Origin of the sequence: Streptomyces sp. NPDC020807 (genome assembly GCF_040641575.1) — a bacterium.
Taxonomy (GTDB): Bacteria; Actinomycetota; Actinomycetes; order Streptomycetales; family Streptomycetaceae; genus Streptomyces.
This window is the reverse complement of the sequence record NZ_JBFADU010000006.1, coordinates 185,935-202,988: the sequence shown is the minus strand read 5'-3', so window position 1 is coordinate 202,988 and position 17,054 is coordinate 185,935. Positions and strand designations below refer to the sequence as shown.

Genomic DNA, 17,054 nt, shown 5'->3' with positions numbered 1-17,054 from the left:
CACGGGCCTCAGACCGCGTCCGCGAGCACCAGCGAGTGGATGCGGTCCGGGGCACCCGGGCGGGCGTAGTACCAGCCCTGGGCCGTGTCGCAGCCCAGCTCGCGCAGCCGCTGCGCCTGCGCCGCCGTCTCCACGCCCTCGACGGTGACCGCGAGTTCCAGGCTGTGCGCGAGCGAGACGATCCCTTCGACGATCTTGATGTCGACCGGGTCGACGGGGTGCTGCTGCATGCCCCGGGTGAAGGACCGGTCGAGCTTGAGGACGCTGACCGGAAGCCGCCGCAGGTTCGACAGGTTCGAGTAGCCGGTGCCGAAGTCGTCGAGCGCGATGTCGACGCCCATCTCGGCGAGCTGGCGCAGCGGCTTGAGCAGGTCCTCGTCGGCGCCGATCAGGGCCGACTCGGTCACCTCCAGGCAGAGCGCCCCCGGTTCGAGACCGGACCGCTCCAGGACGTCGACGGTCTCGGCGACGAGCCGCGGGTGGTGCAGCTGGGTCGGCGAGAGGTTGACGTTGATCCGCAGCGGGCCGCCGTCGGAGTGCCGCGCCTGCCAGAAGCGGGCCTGGCGCACGGCCTCCTGGAGCACCCAGCGGCCGAGCGGCACGATGAGGCCGGTGTCCTCGGCGAGCGGGATGAACCGGTCGGGCCCGAGCACCCCGTGCTGCGGGTGGCACCACCGTACGAGCGCCTCGGCGCCGTGCACGCTGCCGTCGTCGAGGTGGACGAGCGGCTGGTACTCGATGAAGAACTCGCCGCGTTCGAGGGCCGCCGGCAGGGAGGTGGTCAGGCCGTGGCGGGTGATCGCGCGGGCGTCCGCCTCGGCGTCGGCGACCTCGAAGCGGTTGCCGCCCGCCGACTTGGCCCGGTACATGGTGATGTCGGCGCTGCGGAGCACCTCGGCCGGGGTCCGCTCCCCCGCGGGCCCCTCGACGACGCCGAGGCTGCCGCGCACGGGCAGTTCGCGGCCGTCGACGCGGATCGGGGTGGCGAGCGAGGTGAGGATGCGCTCGGCGAGCTCGGTGACCTCCCGCTCGCCGCCCGTGGCCGTGGTGAGGGCGACGAACTCGTCGCCGCCGAGCCGGGCCACCATCTCGCCGGGGCCGGTGACGCAGGACTGGAGCCGGTCGGCGACCTCGACGAGCAGCCGGTCGCCGGTGGCGTGGCCGAGGCTGTCGTTGATCACCTTGAAGCCGTCGAGGTCGAGGTAGCAGAGGCCGAAGCGGGCGTTGTCGTCGGGCGCGAGGGCCTTCTCCAGGCGCTCGAAGAACAGGGTGCGGTTGGGCAGGCCGGTGAGCGCGTCGTGGGTGGCCTCGTACCGCAGGCGCAGGTGGAGCAGCCGCCGCTCGGTGGTGTCCTCCATGAGCGCCAGCTGGTACTGGGGGCGGCCCTCGGCGTCGCGCAGCAGCGAGACGGTGAGGTTGGTCCACAGGACGGTGCCGTCGCCCCGGTAGTACGGCTTCTCGACGCGGTAGTGCTCGCGCTCCCCGCGGACGAGCTCCTCGTACAGCTTCCAGACGTGCGGGCCGTCCTCCGGGTGGACCCACTCGCTCACGTTCCGGCTGCGCACCTGGCCCCCGACGCCGCCGAACATGCGGGTGAGGGTCTCGTTGACCTCCAGGACGTTGCCGTCGAGGTCGGCGATGCCTATGCCGATCGCCGCGCCGTCGAAGACCGCGCGGAAGCGGCTCTCCGTGGCGTGGAGCGCGGCCTCGGCGAGGCTGCGGGCGGCGAGCGCCGAGCGGGCGATGGCCTCCTGCTCGGAGCGGGTCCGCTCGCGCAGGGCCTGCGCGAAGCCCGCTGCCATGGCGTGCTGGAGCCGGGCGCAGCGGGCGCGGAGCTCCTCGGCCGGCAGGTCCGACTCCGTACCGCAGTACAGGACGAGGTACGAGTCGACCACGCCGAGGCTGCGGCCGAGCGCGTCGGGGTCGGTGCAGTGGGCGTCGACGAGGGCGGCGCCCGCCCGCTGGGCCGGGGCCGTGTCGAAGGGCCGGGCGTGCAGCGCGTCGCACAGGGTCCGGGCCAGCGGCAGCAGGTGCCCCTCGAACTCGGCACGGGTGAGCGAGGTCGCCGTCACGGGGAAGATCGCGCGGCTCCAGATGGTGACGAACCTCCGGAGCCTGTCCTCCGGTCCGTCGGCCTCGGCGGCGACGCCGGTCGGCTGCGAAGGGACCTTCACGCCTTGCGCCCCACGCCGGCGAACCCGGAGAAGGCGTACGGGTCCTCCTCCTCGACCGGGGTCTCCGGACGCCAGGCCGCCATGGGCACGAGCCCGGGGTCGACCAGCTCGGTGCCCTCGAAGAACCGGGTGATCTCCGCGCCCGAGCGCATCACCAGCGGGTTGCGGATGTTCCGGTAGACGCCGACGGCGCCGCCGGACTGCTCCTGGCTGAGCGGGATGCCCTCGTAGGAGGCGTGGGTGAGGACGACGAGGCTGCCGGGGGCGAGCGCGTCGAGCAGTTCGGCGACGGCCTCGGCCGGCCGGTCCTCGTCCTCCAGGAAGTGCAGGACGGCGACGAGCAGCAGGGCCACCGGCCGGTCCAGGTCGAGGAGGCCGGCCACCTCGGGGCTGCCGAGGATGTCGGCGGGCTTGCGCAGGTCGGCGGCGACGACGGCGGCGGTGCCGTCACCCTCCAGGACGGCGCGGCTGTGGGCGACGGCGACCGGGTCGTGGTCGACGTAGACGACCCGCGAGGCGGGGTCGGCGGCGCGGGCGACCTCGTGCACGTTGCCGAAGGTGGGGATGCCGGAGCCTATGTCCAGGAACTGGGTGACTTCGTTGTCAACGGCGTACCGCACGGCGCGCCGCATGAAGGCGCGGTTCGCCTGCATGATCTTCGGCAGGCCCGGCATGAACTCCATGGCCTTGCGGGCGGCCTCCCGGTCGACCTCGAAATTGTGCGATCCGCCCAAATAGAAGTCGTACATACGGGACACGCTCGGCACCGAAATGTCGATACCCGGCGGAGCCCAGGCGGGACGCTCCATCAATGTCTCCAACACGTCGCATGGGGGGACACGGCCAGGTGTTCGCGGCCGGTGTTCGAGGTGAGGCTACTGATCGCCCGCCGAGAGAGCGAGGGGAAACGGAAATTGGCGGTCCGTTCTTGGTCACACGTCAATGGCACGTGCGCGAGGAACGAAGAGTTCACGCCTTCAGGCCGTGCACATTCACGTGCATATGAGCGTGCGTCGGTTTCCGCGGCGCGCGGATCCGACGGCGACGAGTCCGTCAGGTCCGGTCCGTACCTCGGCCGTTGCGGCTTCCGGAACGGCAGCCACCGGGTGCGGGCGTCCCGTTGAACCCGGCACGGCAGGTCGACAACCGGACAGATCTTCGCGCGAGGCCCTGAGAGGGGCCTGTCGGCCACACGTCCGGAAACACCGTACGCGGCAATACGGGCATTGCGCCGAATCCGTCTCCTGTCCGAGGCGAAACGTCAAACCCGCGTACCCGAAGATCCCCTCCATCCGGCGAATCCGACGCGATTCCGCCCCGGCGCGCCGAATCGCTGTTCAAGCTCGTCGGCGTGTCTCTGTACGGATCACTCCTCGCGCGGCCACTGGCGGCCCTGGGACTGGTGTGGCTGCTCGCCGCACCCGTGCCCGCCGCCGCTGACGCCTGCGCCTATGTCACCGACGACCCTGGAGGTTCACCCATCGCCGTGGCGTACGCCGGAAGCGGCCGCGACAAGGGCCGCGACGACGGCCACGGCAGAAGCCGCGACGACGGCAAGGGCCACGACAAGGGCGGTGAGCACGGCAGGGGCGAGGGCCACGACAAGGGCCGGGGCAAGGGGCACGAGAAGGGCAAGGGCAAGGGGCACGGCAAGCACCACGGCCACCCGAACCCCTGCCCGCCCAAGCCCGAGCCCACGCCCGAGCCGAAGCCCACTCCCCCGTGCCCGACGCCGACCCCCACCCCGAAACCCACCCCGAAACCGACCCCCACCCCCGCGCCCACGCCCGTCCCGACGACGCCGCCCCCACCGCCGCCTCCGCCGGCCCCCGAGCCGACCCCTCCGGCCACCACCCCGCCTCCTCGACCGGCCCCGCCGAAGCCCGCGCCCCCCACGACGCCGCCGCCGAAACCCGCCGTCGTCGCCCCGGCGCCCCCACCGCCTCCGCCGCCGCCCCCGCCGGCTCCCACCCCGAGCCCGCCCCCGGCCCCGACTCCGGAGCCGACCGTGAAGCCGCGGCCTCCGGCCCCCCGGTCCGTGACGCTGCCGCACTACCGCCCGACCGCCCGGACCGAGCCGAAGAGCGGGAGCTCCGTCGTCACCGCGACGCTGATGATCACCGCCCCCGCCGTGCTCGCGACCGCGATCCTGCGCCCCCGCTCGAAGTAGTCCGCCACCGAATCCCGCCGGAGAATCCGAGAACTCCCATGTCCGAATGGCTTGTCCTGTCCCTCGCGATGGCCGCAGCCTGCGCCGTCGTGCTGACCATCGTCGTCATCAACCACCGCCGCATCCCGGTGGACGACGACCCGAGTGAGACCCCCGACGTCATCGAGTACATGACGATGATGATCGGCGTGATCTACGCGATCGTCCTCGGCCTCGCCATCGCCGGCGTCTGGGAGGCCCGCGGGGCCGCCCAGGAGACCGTGCGCCAGGAGGCCCAGGCGATGCACGAGATCTCGGCCCGCGCCGAGGTCTACCCCGTGGCCGTCCGCGAGCGCATCCGCGCCGACGTCGACGCGTACGTCTCGTACGTGGTGCACGACGAGTGGAACCACATGTCCGAGGAGGGCGAGCTCAGCGACGAGGGCACCGCGCTCCTGGAAAAGGTGCGCCGGAGCGTCACCGACTACCAGCCCGCCAACGACTTCGAGGGGCAGGCCTACCAGCCGCTCGTCGACCAGGTCGCCGCGGCCGACGACGCCCGCGGCGCGCGCGGGCAGAGCGCGGGGGCCACCATGCCGGGGGTGGTGTGGTTCGGCCTCATCATCGGCGCGCTCGTGACCGTCGGCATGATCTTCACGCTCCAGATCCGCAGGACGGGAAGGGAGTTGCTGCTCGCCGGACTCTTCAGCGTGCTGATCGCCTTCCTCCTCTTCCTCATCTGGGACTTCGACGCGCCCTTCGGCCGGGGCATCTCGGCCACCGCCACGCCGTTCACCGATCTGTTCCCGCAGGTCAACGAGTAGGCGGGGCCGCTCCAGTGGGCCGCACGGGGGACATGGATGCCCCATTCGCACGTCTGGGATCGCGGCCGTGGTAGTGCGCTCCTAGCGTTTCGGACATCGAGGTGCACGCAGGCCCTTCGCGGAAATCCCGTTTCGCGGCTGCCCCTCGGGACCCGGAGGATTCACCATGCGCGCGATACGTGCCGCGTCCACTGCCCTGCTGGGGGCGGCCGCCCTCGCCCTGGCCGCCCCCACGACCCTCGCCCTCGCGGCGGAGGGCGGCCCCGCCGCCCATCCGAGAGCGCCGGGCCCGAAGGCGCCAGGAGCGAAGGCACCGGGCGACTTCGTCGTGTCCCCCGGGGTCGTCGACCCGGGCGGCCGGGTGACGCTCAGCGCCCCCGGCTGTGCCAGTACGGCGACGGCCTCGGCCGGCATCTTCGACACCGTCACCATCGCGCCGAACTCGGCGGCGACCGCCACGGTGGACTGGGACGCCAAGCGCGGCGCCGTGTACACGGTCTCGTTCAACTGCACCGGTGGCGTGCAGGACACCGTCGACCTGACGATCAGCGGCGCGACCACGGCCCCGGCGACGATCAGTTCCACGATCCTCACGACCCCGCGCGGGGTCCAGGGCGGCCTCGGCGGCTCCGTGGACGAGGTGGACGGGACGGCGCTCGCGGCCGGCACGGCCCTCGTCCTGGCGGCCGCGACCGGCGCCGTGTACGTGGCCAGGCGCCGCTCGGGCGACACCCGCCGGCACTGAGACGACACCCGTCGGCACCGGGAAGGAACCCCGGCTCGCGGCCCCGGACGCCCGGCGCCCCCGAGTCCTGGCAGGGACTCGGGGGCGCCGGGCACAGCGGGCCGACCGGGAGGTTCGGCCGGTCGGGTCAGACCCCCGCGCCGCCGGTGCGGCGACGGTGGGCGAGGAAGAGACCGCCACCGAGCGCGGCCGCGGCGACCAGGCTGCCGCCGACGGCCATCTCGGTGGAGCTGGGAGCCAGCGAGCCGCCGAGACCGCCCTGGGCGCCGCGGCCCGCGAGCACGCGGAACGGGTGCGTGACGACGGCGGAGTTGTCGCTGCACTTGACGGCGAGGTTGTAGCTGCCCGGGGTGGCGTTGTCGTAGACACGGGCGATGGCGCTGGAGAGCCCGTTGGAGTTGACCGAGAGGTTGGTCTCGGGGAACGCGTTGGACGTGACCTTGCCGCCGTGGCCGCAACCCTTGGCGGTGATGGTGATCGTCGACCCCGCGTGGACGTCGTACGGGTTGACCTGAACGTTGCTCGGCCCGTTGGTGGCGGCGGCGAGAGGGGCCGCGAGCCCGACCGCCGCGAACGCGGTGGCGGCCACCGCCAGAGTGCGTGCAGCACGCATGGTTGAACCTCCAGAGGAAGACGCCCCAAAGCGGTGCTCCGGGAAGTTCGACGAGTACGCCTTCCATGACGAACCATCACAACTCAGGCAGGGCGCTGCACCTCGGCCTTGGTCCACCCCGGTGAGCCGACACTCCCGGGATCCGGCCCGCGAGGCGGAGGTCTCCGCAGGTCAGAGCAGTGTGGGCTGCTTATCTGACGAATACTCGGATGGTCCAGCCCCCTGTCACCCGGGTGCCACGGAGGACCCCTCCGCACCCGCGCCCCGGGCCCCCGGCCCCCGCGCCCGGCTCGTTCCGGCCCCTTCTCCGGCGACCTCCGGGCCCTCTTCCCGCGCGCCGGCACCCGTCCGGCCGCGGCCCCCACCCGTTCGCCCCGTCCGGGGCGACGACCCCGGGGAGCGCCCTTACCGTTCTGTCGACGCCACGAAGGGAGAACCATGCCCCCGAAGGACTTCCGCGTCGCCGAGCGCCGGAGACGCCAACCCTGGGGCGTCCTGGCCCTCGCCATGCTGTCCGGACTCGCGATGATGCGCAACGGGGTCGACGTCGACGCCGGACCTCCCCAACCCGCCGCGGCCGCACGGCCCGTGGCCCGCCCGGTCACCCCGCCGCCCGTCGCGGAGAGCACGGGTCTGGAACCGCTGGCCTTCGCCCCCGCCTCGCGGATCAGGATCCCGGCGATCCGGGTCGCGGCCCCGATCATGGACGTCGGCCTGGACGCCGACGGCTGGGTCGCGGCCCCGCCGCCGCAGGACGCCAACCTCGCCGGCTGGTACCAGAACGGCATCTCCCCCGGCCAGCGCGGCACCTCGGTCGTCGTCGGCCACGTCGACAACGAGAAGGGCCCCGCGGTCTTCTACGGACTCGGGTCGCTGGAGAAGGGCCAGCACATCGAGGTCGAGCGGTACGACGGCCGGGTGGCCGTCTTCGAGATCTACGGGGTCGAGGTGTACGCGAAGAACGACTTCCCCGGCGTCCAGGTGTACGCGGACACGGGGCAGCCCGAGCTCCGCGTGATCACCTGCGGCGGCGGCTACACGCGCGCGCGCGGCTACGACGGGAACGTCGTCGTGTACGCCCGCCTGGTCGGCACGCGCTGAGCCGCACGAAGACCGAAGGGCCCCGGCACTGGCAGGTGCCGGGGCCCTTCTCGTACGCCTCCGCCGTGCGGACCGATATGCCGGCCGTCACCGCCTGGGAACCGTGATGTGGTAGCCCGCGTCGAGGAGTTCGGGCAGGTAGCGGCGGAGCGCGGCGACGCTCTGCGAGCGGTCGCCCCCGGCGTCGTGGGAGAGGACGACGGCGCCCGGGGCGGCGCCGTCGAGGACGCGCCGGACGATGGTCCCGGTCCCCGGTTCCTTCCAGTCGAGGGTGTCGACGGTCCAGGCGAGCGGCTCCATGCCGAGCTCCGCCCCGATCTCGAAGGAGTGCCGGTTCCAGGCGCCGTAGGGGGCGCGGTACCAGAGCGGGGCCGCCCCGAGGGTCTTCTCGACGATCTCGCTCGTGGAGCCGAGCTCGTCGCGGATGCGGGAGGGCCGCAGCTTCGGGATGAGCGGGTGGGACCACGAGTGGTTGCCGACGACGTGCCCGTCCTCCGCCATCTCCCGCAGCAGGTCCGGGTTCTCGGCGGCCATCTCGCCGCAGACGAAGAACATCGCCCGGCAGTCGTGGCGGCGGAGGGTCTCCAGGATGCCCGGCGTGTAGCGCGGGTCGGGGCCGTCGTCGAAGGAGAGCACCATCGAGCGGCCCACCCCGGACATGCTCAGGAAGGGCCGCTGCCGGACCGGCGGCACCGCTCGTCGGAAGGCGGGGGGCGCGTACGCGGTCATCGGCTGGAGACGGTACGAGGACGGGCGCATCCGGGCGGCCCGCACGGGCTGCGGTCCCCCGGCGGGCGCGGGTCCCCCGGGGGCCGGTCCCGCGGGCGCCGCCGAGGGCGCGGGCGGGGCCGCCGGGGTGAGCAGGTCCGCCGCGAGGTATCCGACGGTCGCCGTGGCGCCGAGGGCGGCGGCGAGGCGCAGCACGGTCCGGCGCCCGTGGGGCATCTGATCCGATTTCATGACCAATGGTTCGACCGCGTGGGGGCCGGTCCGGAACACCCACACCGGGCGCCCGCCCGATTGCACCCGATGGGCCTACGGGCGGGCCTACCTGCCCATCGTGAGGCCGTCCTTGTCGGCGCCCCTGCTGAGGACGACCTGCCGGATCGTCTCGCGGGTGGCGGCGAGGCGGGCGTCGTCGGCATCCGCCGCGCCGAGGTTCACGACCCGGCCCCGGCCGGTGTCGAACCACTGGGGGATGAACTCGGCCTTGGTGACCCGCCAGCGGGCCCCGGGCGTCTTCGGCGGGGCGAAGGTGAAGCGGCCGATGCTCCCCTGGTTGCCCCGGGGGTCGAAGGAGCCCTCGTGGTTGATCATGTCCCCGGCGATCTGGTCGCCCATGCCGTAGACGACCCAGGTCCCGTTGACCTTCTCGTACGCCTGCGGGACGTGGGCGTGCGTGCCGATGACGAGGTCGACGTCCGGACGGCCGCCGGTCGTCGACGCGGTGAGCGCGCGACCGAGGGAGAGCTGCCGCTCGTCGGGGGCCGTCTGCCATTCGGTGCCCCAGTGGACGCTGACCACGACGACGTCGGCGCCCGCCGCGCGGGCGGCGCGTGCGTCGGCGATCACCTTCCGCTCGTCGAGCAGGTTGACGGCCCAGGGCTGCCCGTCGGGGAGCGGGTAGCCGTTGGTGTCGTAGGTGTAGGCGAGTTGGGCGACCTTGGCGCCGCCGGCCCGGAGCAGCGTGGGGCTCGCCGCCTCCTGGGCCGTACGGGCGGAGCCGGCGTGCCGGACGCCGGCCTTGTCCAGGGCGTCGAGGGTGCGGGCGAGGCCCGCGGCGCCGTCGTCGAGGGTGTGGTTGGAGGCGGTGGAGCAGGAGTCGTAGCCGGTGGCCTTCAGGGCGGCGGCGACCTCGGGCGGGGACTTGAAGGCGGGGTAGCCGGTGTACGGGCCGCCGGCCTTCCCGTACACGGTCTCCATGTGGCAGATGGCGAGGTCGGCCCGGGAGACGACGTTCTTGACGCCGGAGAGCATGGGGGCGAAGTCGTAGCCGTCGCCGCCCGCGTCCTGGGCGGCGCGGCGGATGATCGAGTCGTGCGGCAGGACGTCGCCGGAGGCGACGAGGGTGAATCCGGCGGGGGCGGCGGGGGGCTTCGGCGCGGAGGTGGCGGACGAGGCCCCCGGCGCGGGGGCCGCCGGAGCGGGGGCGCCCCCGGCGGAGCAGCCCGTGCCCGCCGCGAGCAGGAGGGCGACTGCGGCCACCGTCGAGTGGGTGGTGCGTGAGGTCATGGACTTCGGCATCAGGGACAGCACTCCACTCGCTCCTCATTCAGTTCGTCATATGAATTGATCTCGCGGGATGGTCGCAGTCAAGGGTCGGGGCCACACGAACGCGCAAATTGGACCAATCGGGCGTACTGATTCCTTCTGACCGTTCGCCGCGCCGTTCACCGCTCGGTGCGACCGTTCATCGCAGACCTCTGTCCGTTCCCTGTCTCTTGCCTTCCGAATGCGTTCGTATACCGCCGAGACGACGAAAGGCGGGATCATGACGGCGACGACGGCGGCGACGACGGACGAGCGCAACCTGGAGCGGTTGCAGCGGGACCACGGCCCCGCGCTCCTCTCGTTCCTCCTCGGGCTGACCTACGGCGACCGGCAGCGCGCCGAGGACCTGGCGCAGGAGACGCTCGTCCGGGCCTGGCTCCACCCCGAGGCCTTCGACGGTCCCTACGACTCCATGCGCCCCTGGCTCTTCACGGTGGCCCGCCGGCTCGCCATCGACGCCCGCCGCTCGCGCCTCGCCCGGCCCGCCGAGATCGGCGACGGCGTCCTCGCCGTCACCCCCGACCCGCAGGACGCCACCGCGTCCGCCGAGGCCGCGCTCGACGTCCGGGCGGCCGTCCGCGAGCTCAGCCCCGAGCACCAGGCGGTCCTGGTCAGGCTCTACTTCCACGGCCTCACGGTCAACGAGGCCGCCACGGACCTCGGGATCCCCGCCGGCACCGTCAAGTCCCGCTCGCACTACGCCCTGCGGCAGCTCGGCCGCTCCCTCCCCGGCTACCGGCCGCGCAGGTCACCCATTGCCCGGCCCCGGGCGGCGGCCGCACAATGACGCGGTGACGCTCACTCTCGCCGCCGCCGAAAAGGTCCTCGCCGACAACTTCGCCCCCTGGGTGCTCGATCTCGGGCTCACCGTCGACTCCGTCGACGGCGCCGAGGCCGTGCTCCGGCTCCCCTGGTCCGACCGGCTCGCCCGGGAGGGCGGCGGCCTGTCGGGACAGGCCCTGATGGCCGCCGCCGACACCGCCACGGTGATCGCCGTCGCCTCCGCCCGGGGCGGCTTCGTGCCGATGACCACCGTCCAGCAGAACATCACCTTCCAGCGGCCGGTCGTCGGCGCCGACGTCCTCGTCCGGGCGCGGCTCACCAAGACCGGGAAGCGGATGGCCTTCGCCGACATCGTCATGACCGCCGACGGGACGGAGGAGACCGCCGCACACGCCACGGCGGTGTACGCGCTCCTCGGCTGACCCCTCCGTCCCGGCCGTCCCACCAGCCTCACGCGAGACCCGTTGCCCCACTCGCATCCCGCAATCCCACCGGTACCGATCCGGCCGGGAAACGTATCCGAAAGGACACGGGCGAGTTGAGCAAAGCGGGACCCGCGGGCGCCCCCGACGGAGGAGGCTCTCCCCCGGGCCCCCGACGTCGGGGGCCCGCATGTCCGGGAGAAGGTGGGAGCGTTGCTGCCCGAGAGCACGAACGGCACCGGTGGGACGAGCGGCGGGGAACTCGCCGTCCCGATGGCCTGGCTGTGTGCCGAGTACGTCGCCGACGAGGTGCTGCGAGCCGCCGCGCTCGTGGCACCCGGCTCACTGGAGTACCGGTCGGGGCTCCAGGCCCTGGCCCTCACCGTCCACCTCACGGACGAGCCGGACGGCCCGCACGCGCCCGACGGGGGCCGGGACACCTGGCCGCTCTTCCAGGCGGACGAGTGGCTCCGTCACACGGCCTACGACCGGCCCTGGCCGCCCTGGGTGGAGGAGCGGCTCGCCCGGCGGCTCGCCGCCCACGGAGACGGACCGGACCTCGCGCTCGCGCGGACCGCCTGGCACCGGCTGCGGGACACCTGGGTCCGCGCCGCCGACCTGGACGGACCGGTCGACGCCGAGACGCCGGTCGACGAGGCCGAGCAGATCTGGCTGCCCGCCTGGAAGCTCGGCCTGCCGCTCGCGCACCTGTCGCTGCACCTGCGCTGACCGGCGCGGACGGCCACGGGCCACGGGCCACGGGCCACGGGTTACGGTGCCGAAGGATGCACCCCCGGGCGGTACTTGGGGACGCGTACCGTCACCTTCATCCCCGCGCCGACACCCGTCTCGATGACGAGACCGCGCTCCGCCCCGTACACCTGGCGGAGCCGCTCGTCCACGTTGCACAGGCCGATGCCCGAGCCGTCGGGATGCTCGCCGCGCAGGACGGCGCGCAGCAGCTCCGGGTCCATGCCGACGCCGTCGTCCTCGACGGTCACCACGGCCTCGGCGCCCTCGTCGCGGGCGGCGATCGTCACCCGGCAGCCGCGCTCCCGCTCCTGGAGGCCGTGCTTGACCGCGTTCTCCACGAGCGGCTGGAGGCAGAGGAAGGGCAGGGTGACGGGGAGGACCTCGGGGGCGATCTGCAGCGTCACCTTGAGCCGGCTGCCGAAGCGCGCACCGGCGAGGGCCAAGTACTGCTCGACCGCGCGGAGTTCGTCGGCCAGCTGCGCGAACTCGCCGTGCCTGCGGAAGGAGTAGCGGGTGAAGTCGGCGAACTCCAGGAGGAGCTCCCTGGCCCGCTCGGGGTCGGTGCGGACGAACGAGGCGATGGCGGCGAGGGAGTTGAAGATGAAGTGCGGGGAGATCTGCGCGCGCAGCGCCTTGATCTCGGCCTCCACCATCCGCGTCCGCGAGCGGTCGAGCTCGGCCAGCTCCAGCTGGACGGAGGCCCAGCGGGCCACCTCCGTCGCGGCCCGCACGAGGACCGCCGACTCGCGCGAGCCGTAGGCGACGAGCGCGCCGAGGACGCCGTCCTCGCCGGTGAGCGGGGCGATCACCGCCCAGCGCAGCGGGCAGGCGGGGTCGGTGCAGCCGGTGTGCGCGGAGCGGCTGCGGCCCGACTCCAGGGTGTCGGCCGCGAGTTGGGGGACGTGCGCGCGGTGGTGGTCCCCGCCGGGGCCGTCCCAGGCGAGGACGGCGTCCCGGTCGGTGAGGCAGAGCGCCTCGGTGCCGAGCAGCGAGCGGAGGGTGTGCGCCGCCTTGCGGGCGGTGTCCTCGGTGAGCCCGGCACGCAGCGGCGGGGCCGCGAGGGAGGCGGTGTGGAGGGTGTGGAAGGTGGCGCGTTCGACGGGCGTGCCGAGGTCGGGGTCGGCGGCGCGGCCCGCACGCCGGGCGGTGAGCCGGCCGAGGGCGAATCCGACGGCGAGCAGCACGGCCCCGACGGCACCGGCGGCGGCGAGGGCGATGCCGGTCATCGGCGTACCTCCACGAGGGAAAGGGCCCCGCTCATCGGCGTACCTCCGTCAGGGATTCGGCTATCTCCTCGGGCAGGTGCAGCCGGGCGAGCAGCGCGGGCGTGCCCGGCGGGACGCGGTCGGGGGTGGCGAGCGAGACGAGGACCATGGTGAGGAAGCCGAGCGGCACCGACCAGACGGCCGGCCAGGCCATGAGCGTGTGCGGCCAGCCCTCGGGGGCGAGTCCGGCCCGTGTCGCCATGACGGCGACGAGCGCGGACCCGCCGCCGAGCAGCAGCCCGGCCATCGCGCCGGGCGGGGTGAGCCGCCGCCACCAGATGCCGAGGACGAGCAGCGGGCAGAAGGAGGAGGCGGAGACCGCGAAGGCGAGCCCGACGGCGTCGGCCACCGGCACCTCGGAGGCGACGACGCCGACGCCGAGCGGGACGGCGGTGGCGAGGAGCGTCGCGAGCCGGAAGTGGCGGACGCCCCGGGTCGTCGGGGCGCTGCGGCTCGGCAGGACGTCCTGGGTGAGGACCCCGGCGACGGACATGGTCAGGCCGGAGGCGGTGGAGAGGAACGCCGCGAACGCCCCGCCCGCGAGGAGCGCGCCGAGCAGCTCCCCCGCGAAGCCGCCGAGGATCCGCTCGGGCAGGACGAGGACGGCCGCGTCGGCGGATCCGGTGAGCGCGAGTTCGGGGGCGTAGATCCGGCCGAGGGCTCCGTACAGCGGCGGCAGGAGGTAGAAGGCGCCGACGAGGCCGAGGACGACGAGGGTGGTGCGGCGGGCTGCGCGGCCGTGGGGGCTGGTGTAGAAGCGGACGGCGACGTGGGGCAGGCCCATGGTGCCGAGGAAGGTCGCGAGGATCAGTCCGTACGTGGCGTACAGCTGGTGTCCGTCGCGGCCCCCGGCGAGCGGCTGGGACCAGCCGAGCGGGTCGGCACCGCTCGCGGCCCGTTCGGGCAGGACCGTGCCCGGCGCGAAGCCGAGCTCGGTGCCGGCCCGGACGTGGTGGGTGCCGGCGGCGAGGGTGACGGTCCCGTGGTCGTACGGGACGGCGTCGACGGTCCCGGTGACGGTGAGCGTGAGGGGGGCGTCGAGGCCGATGCGTACGGTGTCGGCGACGCGGACGACGGTGTGCTCGCGCAGGACGGCGGGGGCGTCGAAGCGGGCCCGGGGCGCCCCGTCGCCGTACCAGGCGGCGAGGAGGAAGAGGGCGGGGACGAGGAGGGCGGTGAGTTTCAGCCAGTACTGGAAGGCCTGCACGAAGGTGATGCTGCGCATCCCTCCGGCGGCGACGGTGCCGGTGACGACGAGCGCGACGAGCAGCCCGCCGACCCAGTCGGGGGCGCCGGTGAGGATCTCCAGGGTGAGCCCGGCGCCCTGGAGTTGGGGCAGCAGGTAGAGCCAGCCGATGCCGACGACGAAGAGGCTGGCGAGGCGGCGGGCGCGGCGGGACGCGAGCCGGGCCTCGGCGAAGTCGGAGAGCGTGTACGCGCCGGAGCGGCGGAGCGGGGCGGCGACGAGGACGAGCAGGACGAGGTAGCCGGCGGTGTAGCCGACCGGGTACCAGAGCATGGCGGGGCCCTGGACGAGGACGAGCCCGGCGATGCCGAGGAAGGAGGCGGCAGAGAGGTACTCGCCGCTGATGGCGGCCGCGTTCAGGCCGGGGCCGACGGTCCGGGAGGCGACGTAGAAGTCCGAGGTGGTGCGGGAGACCCGCAGGCCGAGGGCGCCGATGAGGACGGTCGCGAGGACGACGGCGGCGACGGCGACGACCGCGTGGGCCTGGTTCACGGAGCCGGCGGCCTCAGTGCTCGACGAGGCCGGTGAAGGCGCGCTCGTTGCGTTCGGCCCGGCGGACGTACCAGTGGGCGATGGCCCACACCACCGGGTACACGCCGAAGCCGAGGGCGGCCCAGACGAGGGCCTCGGGGGCGGGCAGCGCGAGGAGCAGCGGAAGCGTGCCGACGAGGAGGGCGAGCGCGCCGAGGGCGGTGAGCGCGGCCCGCAGCTGGCTGCGCATCAGGGACCGGACGTAGGTGTGGCCGAGGGTGGTCTGCTCGTCGATCTCGGAACGGACGGTCGGGTGCGGGCCCCTGGGGCGCGTCCGGAGGCCCGGGTGGGCTCCGGGACGGGAGCCGGGGTGGCCGTGGAAGGCCGAGGCATGGGTGACGGTCTCGCGCCGGGGCCTGCGCGGCGGGTGGATCTCCGGCATCGGCGTCCCGTTTCTGCTGGCAGGCTGGCTGTGGGGCCCGTGGAGTGTAGGCACACGGGGACCGCCGCCGGAAGAGGAGCCGCCGGGCTCAGCCGCCGGCCCTGCGCATCAGGAGGTCGCGCAGGTGGCGGGCGTGGCGGCGGCTCACGGCGAGGTCGGTGGCGCCGACCCGGACCGAGGTCGCGCCGCCGTCGAGCCGGAGTTCGTCGATGCGGGCGAGGGCGACGAGATGGCTGCGGTGGATCCGGACGAAGCCCCGGGCCGCCCAGCGCTCCTCCAGGGTGGAGAGCGGGATGCGGACGAGGTGGCTGCCCGTGTCGGTGTGGAGGCGCGCGTAGTCGCCGTGGGCCTCCACGTACGCGATGTCGTCGACGTCCAGGAAACGGGTGACGCCGCCGAGTTCCACGGGGATCTGCTCGGGGGCGGGCGCCGGTGCCGGGGCGGGGACGGCGGTGGCGTGGACGAGTTCGTGGACGCGGCGCACGGCCTCGGCGAGGCGCTCGCGGCGGACCGGCTTGAGCACGTAGTCGACGGCCTTGAGGTCGAAGGCCTGGAGGGCGAAGCCCTCGTGGGCGGTGACGAAGACGACGAGCGGCGGCCGGGCGAAGCCGGCGAGGAGCCGGGCGACGTCGAGTCCGGTGAGGCCCGGCATGTGGATGTCGAGGAAGACGACGTCGATGCCGTCCCCGCCGTCGGGTCCCGTCTCCAGGGCGCGCCCGATCCTGCGCAGCGCGGCGGTCGCGTCGCCCGCGCCATCGGCGGTACGGACCCGGGGGTCGGCCCGGAGCAGGTAGAGCAGCTCTCCGAGGGCGGGTTCCTCGTCGTCGACGGCCAGTACGCGCAGCATGCGCGGGAGTCTATGCCGGGGCTACTTGAGCAGTCTGGACAGCCGGCGGTCGGCGAGGATCCTCCCGCCGGTCTGGCAGGTGGGGCAGTACTGGAGGGAGGAGTCGCTGAAGCTGACCTCCCGGACGGTGTCCCCGCAGACCGGACAGGGCTGCCCGGCCCGGCCGTGGACGCGCAGGCCGCTCTTCTTCTCGGCCTTCAGACTGCCCGCGGCGAGTCCGTGGGAGCGTTCGACGGCCTCGCCGAGGGTGGTCCTGATCGCGGTGTGCAGCGTGGTGACCTCGTCCGGGGTGAGGTTCTGGGTGGGCTTGAACGGGGACATGCGGGCGACGTGGAGGATCTCGTCGCTGTAGGCGTTGCCGATCCCCGCGACGAGGCTCTGGTCGCGCAGGGCGCCCTTGATCTGCCGCCGTTCGCCCGCGAGGAGCGCGGCGAGGGCGTCGCGGTCGAAGTCCTCGGCGAGCGGGTCGGGGCCGAGGCGGGCGACGCCGGGGACCTCCGTCGGGTCGTGGACGAGGTGGACGGCGAGGCGTTTCGTGGTCCCGGCCTCGGTGAGGTCGAAGCCGTCGCCCCCGGTGAGGGCGACGCGCAGGGCGAGCGGGTTCCGCCCCCCGGGCTTGGGCGGTCCCGAGGGCAGCGGGTCCTGCCAGCGGAGCCAGCCCGCGCGCGCGAGGTGGACCAGGAGGTGCAGCTCCCCCGCCGGACCGCTCGTGGTGACGTCGAGGAACTTGCCGTGCCGGCCGACGGCGGTGACCTCGGCGCCCTCGATCGCGGTGACGGGCGGCTCGTACGTCTTGAGGACGCTGATCGCCACGGGCAGGACGCGGGCGATCTCCTTGCCCACGAGGTGGGCGACGAGGAACTCGCGGAGCGCTTCCACCTCGGGCAGTTCGGGCATGGCACCACCCTGCCGCACGCGGGTCCCGGACGCTCGCCGGAGGAGACCCCC

17 protein-coding genes are annotated in these 17,054 nt (G+C 73.8%); 7 read left to right on the top strand and 10 right to left on the bottom strand.

Features of this window, described 5'->3' with window-relative positions:
• Positions 1-8 precede the first annotated feature (8 nt).
• Positions 9-2,174 carry an EAL domain-containing protein gene (locus AB0G79_RS13030; protein WP_360804802.1) on the bottom strand — a complete coding sequence of 722 codons (2,166 nt, stop codon included), beginning with the start codon at positions 2,172-2,174 and terminating at the stop codon, positions 9-11.
• A complete protein-coding gene (locus AB0G79_RS13025; protein WP_360804799.1) occupies positions 2,171-2,983 on the bottom strand; it encodes an SAM-dependent methyltransferase in 813 nt (270 codons plus the stop codon). Before AB0G79_RS13025 ends, AB0G79_RS13030 begins: the two co-directional genes overlap by 4 nt.
• A gap of 542 nt (positions 2,984-3,525) precedes the next feature.
• Between AB0G79_RS13025 and AB0G79_RS13020 the strand changes: the two genes are divergently transcribed.
• The 3 genes from AB0G79_RS13020 to AB0G79_RS13010 all read left to right on the top strand — a co-directional run bounded on the left by AB0G79_RS13020 (position 3,526) and on the right by AB0G79_RS13010 (position 5,892).
• Complete coding sequence (locus tag AB0G79_RS13020) at positions 3,526-4,344, top strand: hypothetical protein (protein ID WP_360804796.1); 819 nt, start codon at positions 3,526-3,528, stop codon at positions 4,342-4,344.
• A 38-nt stretch (positions 4,345-4,382) separates the two neighbouring features.
• On the top strand, positions 4,383-5,147 hold the full coding sequence (locus AB0G79_RS13015; protein ID WP_360804793.1) for a hypothetical protein: 765 nt from the start codon (positions 4,383-4,385) through the stop codon (positions 5,145-5,147).
• Between the two features lie 166 nt (positions 5,148-5,313).
• Positions 5,314-5,892 carry a hypothetical protein gene (locus tag AB0G79_RS13010; RefSeq protein ID WP_360804790.1) on the top strand — a complete coding sequence of 193 codons (579 nt, stop codon included), beginning with the start codon at positions 5,314-5,316 and terminating at the stop codon, positions 5,890-5,892.
• 127 nt (positions 5,893-6,019) lie between these two features.
• Here AB0G79_RS13010 and AB0G79_RS13005 read toward each other — a convergent pair whose 3' ends face one another.
• Positions 6,020-6,505: a hypothetical protein gene (locus AB0G79_RS13005; protein ID WP_360804787.1), complete on the bottom strand. Its 486-nt coding sequence runs from the start codon at positions 6,503-6,505 to the stop codon at positions 6,020-6,022.
• 438 nt (positions 6,506-6,943) lie between these two features.
• On the opposite strand from AB0G79_RS13005, the gene AB0G79_RS13000 reads away from it, so the two are divergent.
• A complete protein-coding gene (locus tag AB0G79_RS13000; RefSeq protein ID WP_360804784.1) occupies positions 6,944-7,606 on the top strand; it encodes a class F sortase in 663 nt (220 codons plus the stop codon).
• Between the two features lie 87 nt (positions 7,607-7,693).
• On the opposite strand, the gene AB0G79_RS12995 is transcribed toward AB0G79_RS13000, so the two are convergent.
• Together AB0G79_RS12995 and AB0G79_RS12990 are read right to left on the bottom strand one after the other, a co-directional pair.
• A complete protein-coding gene (locus tag AB0G79_RS12995) occupies positions 7,694-8,566 on the bottom strand; it encodes a polysaccharide deacetylase family protein (protein ID WP_360804781.1) in 873 nt (290 codons plus the stop codon).
• 87 nt (positions 8,567-8,653) lie between these two features.
• Positions 8,654-9,838 (bottom strand): CapA family protein, encoded by a 1,185-nt coding sequence (locus AB0G79_RS12990; RefSeq protein WP_360804779.1) that lies wholly within the window; start codon positions 9,836-9,838, stop codon positions 8,654-8,656.
• A 259-nt stretch (positions 9,839-10,097) separates the two neighbouring features.
• Here AB0G79_RS12990 and AB0G79_RS12985 point away from each other — a divergent pair, with 259 nt between their 5' ends.
• The 3 genes from AB0G79_RS12985 to AB0G79_RS12975 all read left to right on the top strand — a co-directional run bounded on the left by AB0G79_RS12985 (position 10,098) and on the right by AB0G79_RS12975 (position 11,811).
• Complete coding sequence (locus tag AB0G79_RS12985) at positions 10,098-10,664, top strand: sigma-70 family RNA polymerase sigma factor (protein WP_360804776.1); 567 nt, start codon at positions 10,098-10,100, stop codon at positions 10,662-10,664.
• Between the two features lie 4 nt (positions 10,665-10,668).
• Positions 10,669-11,082: a PaaI family thioesterase gene (locus AB0G79_RS12980; protein ID WP_360804773.1), complete on the top strand. Its 414-nt coding sequence runs from the start codon at positions 10,669-10,671 to the stop codon at positions 11,080-11,082.
• A gap of 213 nt (positions 11,083-11,295) precedes the next feature.
• The gene (locus AB0G79_RS12975) at positions 11,296-11,811 is read left to right on the top strand and encodes a hypothetical protein (RefSeq protein WP_360804770.1); all 516 of its coding nucleotides are present in this window, start codon (positions 11,296-11,298) and stop codon (positions 11,809-11,811) included.
• A 41-nt stretch (positions 11,812-11,852) separates the two neighbouring features.
• Here the strand turns inward: AB0G79_RS12975 and AB0G79_RS12970 are convergent, their stop codons facing one another.
• The 5 genes from AB0G79_RS12970 to AB0G79_RS12950 form a co-directional block, all read right to left on the bottom strand.
• A complete protein-coding gene (locus AB0G79_RS12970) occupies positions 11,853-13,061 on the bottom strand; it encodes a histidine kinase (protein WP_360804767.1) in 1,209 nt (402 codons plus the stop codon).
• A gap of 31 nt (positions 13,062-13,092) precedes the next feature.
• Entirely contained in the window at positions 13,093-14,838 is a 1,746-nt protein-coding gene (locus AB0G79_RS12965) for a cation acetate symporter (protein WP_360804764.1), read from the bottom strand.
• A gap of 13 nt (positions 14,839-14,851) precedes the next feature.
• Positions 14,852-15,259: a hypothetical protein gene (locus AB0G79_RS12960; protein WP_360804761.1), complete on the bottom strand. Its 408-nt coding sequence runs from the start codon at positions 15,257-15,259 to the stop codon at positions 14,852-14,854.
• Between the two features lie 88 nt (positions 15,260-15,347).
• Positions 15,348-16,106: a LytTR family DNA-binding domain-containing protein gene (locus AB0G79_RS12955; RefSeq protein WP_360804758.1), complete on the bottom strand. Its 759-nt coding sequence runs from the start codon at positions 16,104-16,106 to the stop codon at positions 15,348-15,350.
• Between the two features lie 21 nt (positions 16,107-16,127).
• Positions 16,128-17,003: a DNA-formamidopyrimidine glycosylase family protein gene (locus AB0G79_RS12950; RefSeq protein ID WP_360804755.1), complete on the bottom strand. Its 876-nt coding sequence runs from the start codon at positions 17,001-17,003 to the stop codon at positions 16,128-16,130.
• Between the last annotated feature and the right edge of the window lie 51 nt (positions 17,004-17,054).